Source organism: Sulfitobacter sp. PM12 (assembly GCF_045586035.1).
GTDB classification, from domain to species: domain Bacteria; phylum Pseudomonadota; class Alphaproteobacteria; order Rhodobacterales; family Rhodobacteraceae; genus Sulfitobacter; species Sulfitobacter pontiacus.
In genome coordinates, this window is the sequence record NZ_CP151529.1 from 282,141 (window position 1) to 293,440 (window position 11,300).

13 protein-coding genes are annotated in these 11,300 nt (G+C 60.6%); 12 read left to right on the top strand and 1 reads right to left on the bottom strand.

Annotated elements, in window-relative coordinates:
• Nucleotides 1-2: 2 nt before the first annotated feature.
• The 12 genes from paaC to AADW22_RS01380 all read left to right on the top strand — a co-directional run bounded on the left by paaC (nucleotide 3) and on the right by AADW22_RS01380 (nucleotide 9,865).
• Nucleotides 3-725 (top strand): 1,2-phenylacetyl-CoA epoxidase subunit PaaC, encoded by a 723-nt coding sequence (gene paaC / locus AADW22_RS01325; RefSeq protein WP_217621263.1) that lies wholly within the window; start codon nucleotides 3-5, stop codon nucleotides 723-725.
• The gene (paaD, locus tag AADW22_RS01330) at nucleotides 719-1,186 is read left to right on the top strand and encodes a 1,2-phenylacetyl-CoA epoxidase subunit PaaD (RefSeq protein ID WP_132997597.1); all 468 of its coding nucleotides are present in this window, start codon (nucleotides 719-721) and stop codon (nucleotides 1,184-1,186) included. Before paaC ends, paaD begins: the two co-directional genes overlap by 7 nt.
• Before the next feature lie 3 nt (nucleotides 1,187-1,189).
• Nucleotides 1,190-2,254: a 2Fe-2S iron-sulfur cluster-binding protein gene (locus tag AADW22_RS01335; RefSeq protein ID WP_132997598.1), complete on the top strand. Its 1,065-nt coding sequence runs from the start codon at nucleotides 1,190-1,192 to the stop codon at nucleotides 2,252-2,254.
• A 10-nt stretch (nucleotides 2,255-2,264) separates the two neighbouring features.
• Nucleotides 2,265-4,289 (top strand): phenylacetic acid degradation bifunctional protein PaaZ, encoded by a 2,025-nt coding sequence (paaZ, locus tag AADW22_RS01340; RefSeq protein ID WP_407474094.1) that lies wholly within the window; start codon nucleotides 2,265-2,267, stop codon nucleotides 4,287-4,289.
• A complete protein-coding gene (locus AADW22_RS01345) occupies nucleotides 4,279-5,049 on the top strand; it encodes a PaaX family transcriptional regulator C-terminal domain-containing protein (RefSeq protein ID WP_407474095.1) in 771 nt (256 codons plus the stop codon). The genes paaZ and AADW22_RS01345 overlap by 11 nt, the downstream gene beginning before the upstream one ends.
• A 55-nt stretch (nucleotides 5,050-5,104) precedes the next feature.
• Nucleotides 5,105-5,719, top strand: a complete 615-nt coding sequence (locus tag AADW22_RS01350; RefSeq protein ID WP_005850559.1) for a ribonuclease D — start codon at nucleotides 5,105-5,107, stop codon at nucleotides 5,717-5,719.
• Nucleotides 5,716-6,678, top strand: coding sequence for an SIS domain-containing protein (locus AADW22_RS01355; protein WP_407474096.1), 963 nt, complete (start codon nucleotides 5,716-5,718; stop codon nucleotides 6,676-6,678). Before AADW22_RS01350 ends, AADW22_RS01355 begins: the two co-directional genes overlap by 4 nt.
• Before the next feature lie 6 nt (nucleotides 6,679-6,684).
• Nucleotides 6,685-7,293, top strand: a complete 609-nt coding sequence (locus AADW22_RS01360; RefSeq protein ID WP_407474097.1) for a hypothetical protein — start codon at nucleotides 6,685-6,687, stop codon at nucleotides 7,291-7,293.
• Complete coding sequence (locus tag AADW22_RS01365; protein WP_005850563.1) at nucleotides 7,290-7,784, top strand: LptA/OstA family protein; 495 nt, start codon at nucleotides 7,290-7,292, stop codon at nucleotides 7,782-7,784. The genes AADW22_RS01360 and AADW22_RS01365 overlap by 4 nt, the downstream gene beginning before the upstream one ends.
• The gene (lptB, locus tag AADW22_RS01370; RefSeq protein WP_005850564.1) at nucleotides 7,784-8,542 is read left to right on the top strand and encodes an LPS export ABC transporter ATP-binding protein; all 759 of its coding nucleotides are present in this window, start codon (nucleotides 7,784-7,786) and stop codon (nucleotides 8,540-8,542) included. The genes AADW22_RS01365 and lptB overlap by 1 nt, the downstream gene beginning before the upstream one ends.
• Before the next feature lie 249 nt (nucleotides 8,543-8,791).
• The gene (hpf, locus tag AADW22_RS01375) at nucleotides 8,792-9,358 is read left to right on the top strand and encodes a ribosome hibernation-promoting factor, HPF/YfiA family (RefSeq protein WP_005850565.1); all 567 of its coding nucleotides are present in this window, start codon (nucleotides 8,792-8,794) and stop codon (nucleotides 9,356-9,358) included.
• A 42-nt stretch (nucleotides 9,359-9,400) separates the two neighbouring features.
• Complete coding sequence (locus AADW22_RS01380) at nucleotides 9,401-9,865, top strand: PTS sugar transporter subunit IIA (RefSeq protein ID WP_005850566.1); 465 nt, start codon at nucleotides 9,401-9,403, stop codon at nucleotides 9,863-9,865.
• Nucleotides 9,866-9,871: 6 nt separating this feature from the next.
• On the opposite strand, the gene AADW22_RS01385 is transcribed toward AADW22_RS01380, so the two are convergent.
• Nucleotides 9,872-11,299: a nodulation protein NodH gene (locus AADW22_RS01385; protein WP_407474098.1), complete on the bottom strand. Its 1,428-nt coding sequence runs from the start codon at nucleotides 11,297-11,299 to the stop codon at nucleotides 9,872-9,874.
• Nucleotide 11,300: the final 1 nt, after the last annotated feature.

The following is an 11,300-nucleotide window of genomic DNA, read 5'->3' on the forward strand; positions in this document are numbered from 1 at the left end:
GGATGGGGGATAACACCCTTGTTCTGGGACACCGCGTCTCGGAATGGTGCGGCCACGCCCCCGTGCTGGAAGAAGACATCGCGCTGGCGAATACCGCGCTGGACCTGATCGGCCAGACCACGCTTTGGCTGGATCTGGCGGGTAAGGTCGAAGACGCGGGTCGCGATGCGGATCGGCTTGCCTTTCACCGTGACGTCTGGGATTTCCGCAATCTGTTGTTGGTCGAACAGCCCAACGGCGATTTCGGCCAGACGATCATGCGCCAGTTCCTGTTTGACGCATGGCACCTGTCGCAGCTGACCGCCCTGATGGAAAGCAGCGATGCACAGATCGCCGCTATCGCGGAAAAGTCGAGCAAAGAGGTGACCTACCATCTGGAGCGCGCGACAGACACGGTGATCGGCCTTGGCGACGGCACCGAGGAAAGCCACCGCCGCATGCAGAACGCGCTGGACCTGTTGTGGCCCTATGTCGGGGAAATGTTCGTCGCGGACGCCGTGGACGAGGCTATGGTCGCAGCAGGCATCGCGCCCGATCCTGCGTCCCTGCGCGCCGCCTATGATACCTTGGTGAACGATGTCTTCACCGCCGCCACGCTAACACGGCCCGAAAGCGATTTCGGGCATCGCGGCGGCAAATCCGGTAAACGCCATTCGGAACATCTGGGGCATATGCTGACGCAGATGCAATGGCTGCAACGCGCCTACCCGGATGCGACATGGTAGTCGAAAAGCCTTCGTTAGAGACTGTTTGGGGCTGGCTCCACGCCGTGCCGGACCCCGAGATTCCGGTAATCTCGCTGACCGATCTGGGGATCATCCGCGATGTGCAATGGCAGGGTGACACGCTAGAGGTCACGGTGACGCCGACCTACTCCGGCTGCCCTGCCACGACGATCATCAACCTTGATATCGAAGCGGCATTGCGCGGGCACGGGATCGAAAAACTGGCTCTAAAGCGGCAACTTTCGCCTGCCTGGACCTCTGACTGGATGACCGACGCGGGCCGCGCCAAGCTGGAAAGCTACGGCATTGCCCCGCCCCAACCCGCAGGTGGCCCCGAACGCTGCCCCCGTTGCCAATCGACGCATCTGGAAAAGATCAGCCAGTTCGGATCGACCCCCTGCAAGGCGCAATGGCGCTGCACCGACTGTCTGGAACCCTTCGATTATTTTAAGTGTATCTGACCCATGAGCCAATTCCTCCCCTTGTTAGTGACTGATATTCACCGCACCATCCGCGACGCGGTGGTCTTGACCCTGCAACCCGAAGACCCAAAGGCGTTTGCCTTCAAGCAGGGTCAGTATCTGACCTTCAAACAGGATTTCGACGGGACCGAGCTGCGCCGCAACTATTCCATTTGCGCCGGTCTGGACGACGGCGTGCTGCAAGTGGGGATCAAGCGGGTCGATGGCGGTGCCTTCTCTACCTTTGCGAACGAGGTGTTGAAGGTCGGGGATACGCTGCATGCCATGCCCCCCCAAGGCACGTTTTCCGCCGGGTTAGAGCCTGATCGCGCGCGGAATTACCTTGGCTTTGCCGGCGGGTCTGGGATCACGCCCGTGCTGTCGATCCTCAAGACGGTGCTGAAACGCGAGCCCAAATCGACCTTTACGCTGGTCTATGCCAACCGCGCTGTGAACACGATCATGTTCCGCGAAGAGCTGGAGGATCTCAAGAACCGCTATATGGGCCGGTTGAGCGTCATTCACATGCTGGAAAGCGGGCAGGACATCGACCTGTTCACCGGCCGTGTAGACCAGAATAAATGCGCCGAGCTGTTCAAGACCTGGATCGACGTGTCGGACATGGACATGGCCTTTATTTGCGGGCCAGAGCCGATGATGCTGGCCATCGCGGATGCCCTGAAAACCCACGGGTTAGAGCCTGATCAAATCAAGTTCGAACTGTTCAGCGAAAGCCAACAGGGCCGTCTGGCGAAACAGGAAATGGCCAAGCGCAGCGAAGGTCAGGCGCAAACGCAGGTGACCGTGAAAATAGACGGCGCGCAGCACAGCTTTACCATGGCGAAGGGGCAGTCGGTGCTGGATGCCGCGCTAGAGAATAACCTTGATGCGCCCTTTGCCTGCAAGGCGGGGGTCTGTTCGACCTGCATGTGCAAGGTCACCGAAGGCGAGGTCGAGATGCTGTCGAACCACGCGCTGGAGGACTACGAAGTTGAACGCGGATACCGGCTGAGCTGCCAAAGCTATCCGCTGAGCGACACGCTTTTCATTGACTACGACCATCACTAAGGGGCCCAATATGCGCGATATCCAAAGCTTTGCCGCCGGACAATGGATCAACCCCGGTGCCGGTGCACGCAACATCGCAAGTGCGATCACCGGCGATGTGATCGCCCAAGCCGGCAATGACGCGCTGCAGGTTCAGACGATGCTGGCCTATGCCCGTGACATCGGCGGCCCTGCCCTACGCAAGCTGACCTTTCACGACCGAGCCCGGATGCTCAAGGCCGTCGCGCTCTACCTCAACGACCATAAACAGAGCCTATACGAGCTGTCGTTCGACACAGGCGGCACGCAGGCTGACCACATGATCGATGTGGATGGCGGGATCGGCACGATGCAGGTCTACGCCGCCAAGGGTCGCCGCGAAATGCCGGATGATCAGGTCTATCTTGACGGTCCCGTCGAACAGCTGGGCCGCGCGGGTCAGTTCATGGGCCGCCACATCTGCACGCCGTTGCAGGGCGTTGCGGTGCATATCAACGCTTTCAACTTCCCCGTTTGGGGCATGTTGGAAAAGCTCGCCCCGACGCTGTTGGCCGGGGTGCCTGCCATCGTCAAACCCGCCACCGCCACCTGTCAGGTGACCGAGGCCTGTTTCCGCCTGATGATCCAATCCGGTATTCTGCCAGACGGCGCGATCCAATTGGTGACGGGGGGCTTGGGCGATATGCTGGACCACCTCGATTGTCAGGATGTCGTCAGCTTTACCGGCTCTGCCGAAACCGCGCTGAAACTGCGCAGCACCCCTGTGTTGGTCGAACGCTCCGTCCGGTTCGCGTCTGAACAGGATAGTCTCAATGCCTCTGTGTTAGGGTCTGATGCGGGCCCCGGCACGCCCGAGTTTGATCTGTTTGTGAAAGAGGTCCAGCGCGAGATGACGGCCAAGGCGGGGCAGAAATGTACCGCCATCCGCCGGATCATGGTACCGCAACCCCATGTGGATGCGCTGATCGCCGCGCTGTCGGACCGGCTGGCCAAAGTCACCATTGGCGATCCCCGTCTTGAAGGCACGAAAATGGGCGCGCTTGTTTCGCAATCGCAGCGCCGCGACGTACTGGAGAAAGCCGCCCTGATCGGGTCAGAGGCGACGCGTGTCTTTGGCGACCCCGACGCCTTTGCTGTCGAGGGTGCGGATGCGCAGAAAGGCGCCTTTGTCCCGCCGATGCTGTTCCACTGCGCCGATCCCGATGCCGCCACGCATGTGCACGACACCGAGGCTTTTGGCCCTGTGTCCACCATCATGCCTTACCGCGACACCGATCACGCCATCGCGCTGCTGAACAAGGGCAAAGGGTCACTGGTCGCCTCCATCATCACCCGCGATGGCGAGACCGCACGCAATATGGTGATGGGCGCAGGCGCGTTTCACGGGCGGCTCTATTTCAACAACCGCGACTCGATGGCCGAGGCGACGGGCCACGGTGCCCCCCTGCCCCATATGGTCCACGGGGGGCCGGGGCGTGCAGGCGGCGGCGAGGAACTGGGCGGCGTGCGCGGTGTCATGCATTACATGCAGCGCACCGCCATTCAGGGCAGCCCCGATATTCTGACCGCCATCGGCAAGCAATGGGTGCCCGGCGCGACCGAGATTTCGGACCGCGACCACCCGTTCACCCGCCGCTTTGGCGCGCTGGATCTGGGCGAGACGTTCAATTCTGCCAGCCGCACCGTGTCGCTGGAGGATATCGAGACGTTCGCCCATTTCACCGGTGATACGTTTTACGCGCATATGGATGACGCCGCCGCCAAGGCGAACCCGTTCTTTCCGGGCCGTGTTGCCCATGGCTATCTGCTGCTGAGCTTTGCCGCAGGGCTGTTCGTGCAGCCTGACCCCGGCCCTGTGCTGGCGAATACCGGGCTGGACAACCTGCGCTTTATGGCACCGGTGCAGGCGGGCGACAGCATCAAGGTCCGGCTCAGTGTCAAGGCAAAGACGCCTCGCAATGACGAATACGGTGAGGTACGCTGGCACGTGACCCTGACCAATCAGGATGATGCCGCCGTGGCCGAGTATGAATTGCTGACGATGAATGCCTATTGACGACTTTGACCTTGCGATCGCCCCTCTGAAAGACCTTGGCGGCCAGCGCGTCTGGTCTTTGATGATCAGTCTCTTTGGTGATCTGGCCCGACAGGAAGGGCAGATCATCGGCGGGCCGGTGCTGTCGGCGATCATGTCGGCGATGGACGTCCGCCCCGAGGCCGCGCGCGTGGCCCTGCATCGTTTGCGCAAGGACAAATGGATCGCCTCCGAGAAACACGGGCGGATCAGCCATCACAGCCTCACCCCCGAAGGCCGCGCCCAAAGTCAGGCGGCCAGTGGCCGGATCTACGCCACGCCTGACGATCTGCCCGAGCACTGGCTAATGGTCGTGACAGATGACGCCGAGACCGGCCCGCTGGAAAAGGCGGGGTTCACCACGTTGATGCCGCGCCTATATGTCGGGGACGCCGCCCTGCCTGTGCCGAAAGATGCCGCCACGCTGCCCGGTCAGGCTGCCCCCGACTGGATGAAACGCCAGCTAGAGCCTGCCTCCCTTGCCGAAAGCTATGCGCAGCTGTCAGACGCCTTGCACCATGTCGCGCGCGATCTTGCTGGTGCCGACACGCTGACGCCGTTGCAAATTGCGACCCTACGCTGCCTGATCGTGCATAATTGGCGCCGCCTTGCGCTGAAGCACCCCGCGCTGCCGCGTCCGCTGATCCGCGATGATTGGGCCGGTCTGGTCGCGCATCAAAGGGTTGCTGCCCTGCTCGCGGCCTACCCACGCCCCGACCTGCCGGAAATCGCCACCGCCTGAGGCCGCGCAGAAAGCGATGCTTTCCCAACGCGCGCCGTCGGGATATAGGGAGGGCATGACAAATACAGTTTACCAAAATGACCTGCCCGACGGGCTGAACCTTGGACCGATGGTCGCGATAGATTGCGAAACCATGGGGCTGCATCCGCACCGTGACCGGCTGTGTGTGGTGCAGTTGTCCGGCGGTGACGGGAACGCGCATCTGGTCCAGATCGCCAAGGGCCAGACCGAGGCCCCTAATCTTTGTGCCCTGCTTGAAGACCCGCATGTGCTCAAGCTGTTCCACTATGGCCGGTTTGACATCGCCGCTTTGCTGAACACCTTTGGGGCCAAGGCCGCGCCGGTCTATTGCACCAAGATCGCCAGCCGACTTGTGCGCACCTATACCGACCGCCACGGGCTTGCCAAACTCTGCCAAGAACTGCTGAGCGTCGATATCTCCAAACAGCAGCAATCCAGTGATTGGGGTGCCGAGACGCTGACCAAAGCGCAGATCGACTATGCCGCCTCGGACGTGCTGCACCTGCACAAGCTGCGCGACGTGCTGAACCAGATGTTGATCCGCGAAGGACGCATCGAGCTCGCGCAAGCGTGCTTTGAATTTTTGCCAACCCGTGCCCAACTCGATTTGGACGGCTGGCCCGAAACGGATATTTTTGCACACGCATGACCACACCTTTCCTAGATACCGCCCGCCGCGTCATCCGCACCGAAGCCCAAGCGCTTGAACAACTGGCCGACAGTCTGGACGACCGTTTTCGTCAGGCCATCGACCTGCTGGTCGCGACCCGTGGGCGGGTGATTGTCACCGGCATCGGCAAATCCGGCCATATCGCCAAAAAGATCGCCGCAACGCTGGCAAGCACGGGCACGCCCGCGCAGTTCGTCCACCCTGCCGAGGCAAGCCACGGCGATCTGGGGATGATCACTGGCGATGATGTGGTGCTTGCGATCTCGAACTCGGGCGAAGCGCCGGAGCTGGCCAATCTGATCGCCTATTCGCGCCGCTTTTCCATCCCGCTGATCGGCATCACCAGCCGCGCGCAAAGCAGCCTTGGCGCGCAATGCGACGTGGTTCTGGAACTGCCGCAATTGGCAGAGGCCTGCGGGACCGGCGTGGTGCCTTCGACATCGACCACGATGACACTGGCGATGGGGGATGCTGTGGCGATTGCCCTGATGGAAAACCGCGCCTTCACCGCCGAACATTTCCGCGAATTCCACCCCGGTGGCAAACTTGGCGCACGGCTTAGCCGCGTCGCTGATCTGATGCACACGGGCGATGCGCTTCCGCTGGTGCAGGTCGATGCCCCGATGTCCGACGCGCTGATGGCGATGAGCAGCAAATCCTTTGGCGTGGTGATTGTCACCGACAGCAACGGCGCGCTGGCCGGTATCATCACCAGCGGCGATTTGGGGCGTCACCTTGACGGGCTGATGTCCAAAACCGCGCGCGAGGTCATGACGCCGACCCCTGTCACCGTCGCACCCGACGCGCTGGCGGAAAAGGCTGTGGGCATCATGAACGCCCGCAAGATCACCTGTCTGCTGGTGCTGGACCCCGCCCAAGGGGACATCCCCACAGGTCTGCTGCATATCCACGACTGCCTACGCGTCGGTCTGGGCTAGGGCGCGATGCAGGGGGACCGTTACACAAGGCTGATCTCTTGGCTCAAGGTGCTGTTCCCCTTGGCAGCGCTTGGCCTGCTGTCGACCCTGTTCCTGCTGTCGCGCGCGATTGATCCCGGGCAGGCCATCCCCTTTGCCGAGAAAGAGGTGCAAGATCGCCTGCGCGACCAGCAGATCACCGGCCCCTTCTTTACCGGCGCAACGTCAGAGGGGGACGAGCTGTCGTTCTATGCCGATGTGCTCACCCGTCCCGACGGGCGGACCGGCATGAACCACGCCGAAAACCTGCGTGCGACGATCAACACCCCCGAGGGATCGACCTTTCGCCTGCAATCGGATCTCGCCGATTTTGACATCGCCAAGGACGTGGCCGATCTGCTGGGCAAGGTGATCCTGACGACCTCGACCGGATACCGGCTGCAAAGCGAAAAGATCACGTCAGACCTGTCGGGGCTGAATATCCAGTCGCCGGGCGCAGTCCACGGCACTACTCCAGGTGGTACGCTGGAGGCTGGTGCCATGTCGATAACGCAAACAGATGAACAAACCGCCCCCCAATTGGTTTTCACAAACCGGGTGAAGCTGATATACAAACCGAAATCCAAATCAGAGTGACGCACGTGAAACACCTACTGCTGCCCGTTTTCCTGCTCCTTTCCGCGATGCCAATCGCCGCACAAGGGACCAATGTGGCCTTTGGGTCGATCCGTCAGGATACCGGCCTGCCCGTCGAGGTGACCGCCGACAATCTTTCAGTCGATCAAGGGGACGGATCGGCTGTTTTCACTGGGAATGTGCTGATCGGTCAGGGCGAGATGCGCCTGTCCGCCGCACGCGTTCTGGTTGTGTACCGGGCAGAGGCCGAAGGCATCGCGCGGCTTGAAGCGACGGGCGGTGTGACCCTTGTCTCGGGCAAGGACGCCGCCGAATCAGAGCGCGCGGATTACGACATCGACACGGGCACGATCGTGATGTCGGGGAACGTGCTGCTGACCCAAGGGCGCAATGCGCTCAGCTCTGACACGATGAGCGTCAAGCTGTCGGACGGCACGGCGCAGATGTCCGGCCGCGTGAAAACAATCCTGCAAACGGGCAGCAACAACTGATGTCTTCCCCGAATTTGACGGTCACGGATGGCGCAAGCGGTCTGCGTATCGAACACCTGCGTAAATCCTACCGCAAGAAAACTGTGATCCGCGACTTCTCGATGGAGCTGAACCGGGGCGAGGTTGTTGCCCTGCTGGGGCCGAACGGCTCCGGCAAGACGACCACGTTTTACGCCGTGGCCGGGCTGGTCATGCCCGAAGGCGGCACTGTCACGATTGATGGCAAGAACGTCACCACCCTGCCGATGTATCGCCGCGCACAGCTTGGCATCGGCTACCTCCCGCAAGAGATGAGCATCTTTCGCGGGCTGAGCGTGCAAGACAATATCTCGGCGATTCTGGATATCTCTATCTCTGACGCGCGCGGGCGGCGTGAACGGCTTGAAGCCTTGCTGTCGGAATTTTCCATCGAACACCTGCGCCGTGCGCCGGCCTTGGCCCTGTCAGGCGGGGAGCGTCGCCGCGTGGAAATCGCCCGTTGTCTGGCGGCCGATCCCAAATACCTGCTGCTCGACGAGCCCTTTGCGGGCGTGGATCCGATTTCGGTGGATGACATCCGCCATCTGGTTGCCGATCTGAAAAAGCGCGGCATCGGCGTGCTGATCACCGACCATAACGTGCGGGAAACATTGGATATTGTGGACCGTGCCTACATCTTGCACGAAGGCACTGTGCTGATGTCCGGCACCCCGGAAGAGGTCGTGCAGAACGAGAATGTGCGCCGGGTCTACCTAGGCGATAACTTCCGCATTTCCTAATCAACTACAGACATATTGCGCTAGTTTCCGCACATCCATGCGCCGGATTCATTTGACAACGCGGCCCAATCACGCGCTCAATAGGACTATGGCGAGACGGCGTATCATGTTTGTGCTGCATCCCCCCCTTCCCAAAGGGATGGTGTCTCTCAAACTCGTCGCATCGTCATTCACCCGCATCTGACCCCACCTTTACCGCATTTTATGCGGCCTATGGTGTTGTCCGGATCATAAGAACAAGGAGAATTTATGCGGTACCAAATCAGTGGCAAACAAATCGACATCGGCGAAGCCCTGCAAACGCATGTGAAAACGGAATTGGGCGAAGCTGTCCAGAAGTATGCTGAGCGTCCGACGGACGCGAATGTCATCTTTTCCAAATCCGGTCACGAGTTCGTCTGCGAAACGACGGTGCACCTATCGACTGGCCTTACGGCGTCAGCGAAAGCGCATGCTACTGATATCTATGGATCTTTCGATTCATGTGCAGCAAAGATGGAAAAGCAGCTGAGGCGCTACAAGCGACGGTTGAAAGATCACCATCGCGAGCGTGCGCAACCGGTTGAACTTTTCGGTGCATCCTCGTATATCCTCGCCTCAGAAAGCGATTCAGACGCGCAGGAACCCGAAACACTCCAACCCATGATCATCGCGGAAATGCAGACCAAGATCGCGACCTTGTCTGTGGGTGAAGCTGTGATGCAGATGGAAATTTCGGGAACGCCTGTCGTGGTCTTCCGCAAAGACGGTCAAGAAGGCGTAAACGTTGTCTACCGTCGCGATGACGGCAACATCGGCTGGATCGATCCGTCGTAACACAAACCGGACCCATCAGCGGCCGAGAACAGAGCGAGCAGAATGAATTTTGCGAAACTCCTAAAGCCGGGGGCTGTCAAAGTCCTCACATCGGCCTCAAGCAAGAAACGCCTGCTCCACGATATCGGGGAGCTGGCGCATAATGCTTACGGCTTGAAAGCCGCCGCGGTGGTCGAAGCCTTGATGACGCGCGAATCCCTTGGTCCGACAGGCGTGGGCCACGGGGTCGCGCTGCCCCACGCGCGGCTTGAAGGTCTGGACAATGTGCTGGGGGCCTTTGTGCTTCTCGACAAGCCGATCGATTTCAACGCGGTCGACCGCCAGCCGGTCGATATCGCTTTTGCCCTGTTTGCCCCTGAAAGCGCGGGTGTCGAACACCTCAAGGCGCTGGCGCTGGTGTCGCGCACACTGCGCAATGCCTCTGTTTGCTCTAAGCTGCGGGCCAACCCGGACCCTGCCACGCTTTACGCGATCCTGACCGAAGCACAGGCAACGCAGGCCGCCTAAGCGGCGCTACCCCCAGCTTTTGAACCCGAACATCATATAGTCCCGCTGGTACGCGTCGGATGCGCGTTTTTCGATGTCGGCATCATAGATGTCGGCCAGCGCATAGGGGTGGGTTGCGGGTCGTGCGGGCAAGGCTGCGGGCGGTTGCACCCCGACGCTTTGCGCCAAGGCTGACAGCTCTGCGGCCAGCGCATCCTCGCGGATGATCCGGTCGGGCAAGGCGAATTCGCCGAACCCCTGTACCGCCTGCGCCTGCGTGCACCACGCCTGATCCACACGAATTGCTGTCTGCCCGTTCAGATTCCCCTTGAGGAAAGTCAGAAACGCCTTGAACGCCGCGCGATGTGCGTCGGCGTCATAGCTGTTGTCCGGTTCGCCTTTCGGCAACGGCAGCTTGTAGCGGTTGATCAACGTCGTGCGCAGCTGCGGGTAGCTGCCTTTGTCCGTGGTCACGATGTGCCGGCAGAACGCGTCATGCGCACGGTCCACCGGATGCCGCAGCACAGTGAAACTGCGGTGACCGGGATGCCGGCGCTTCCATTGGCGCAACTGCTTCTGGTTCAACTTGGTTTGCAGCTTGTCCCGCCCGACACCATCCAGCGCCGCCATCCAGTCCAGCACCTGCGGCTCTGGCCCGCTGCGCAAGGGCAAATACAGCAACGGAGCTTCGGCCGCCGCGACATAGGACGGCACCACCGGCCCGCGTCGGGGTTCGAAATTCGGGGTGCGGGTCAGGTCGAAGCGATCCATCCGGCCAAGCGCAACCAGCATATCGTCATAATTGCTGACCTTGGCCGAGATCGGGTCGGGGTTCTGCTTTTTCAGACTTTTATCCAACGCCTCTAGCGGATGATCCACGCCCAGATACCGCGCCAGACCGTTCATCACCTCGACGCTTTGCAGATCCTCATAGGCCACGTAAAACGCCGTTTGCCCCAGCTTCTGCAACCGGTTCAGCAGTGTCAGCTGGAACGCCTGAAGCGCCTCTAGGTGGTCCGAGAATTCTTCTTCGTCAAAGACGGCTTGCGCCTTTTTCCGCGCTTTCACATCCGTCAATTTCCACTGACCGGTGCTGCGCGCGATCTTCCAGCTGACGTAGCTTTCGACAGGGTTGCGCGTCAGGATGATCTTGGCGCAGGTGTCGTCTTCTAGCAGCGGATCCAGAACGCGCGGATCGTGGTTGTGGAAATAGCGAAACCCGCCGATGCCCTTGGTCTTGTCGCGTATCGCAACCAGCAGCTTTGTCGGGTCGTCGTCCCGTGTTTGCTGGTCTATGCCCAAAATCTCGGTGCTTTTGGGGTAGCCGATAAAATGCGGGTTGAAGGCCTCGCCGTGGCAGGTGATCCCGTCAAAGGCGTTCAGGTTACTCTCCAGAAAGTTGGAGCCCGTGCGCATTTCAGCAAAGACGACAAAGCTTTTGAAATTAGAACTCATA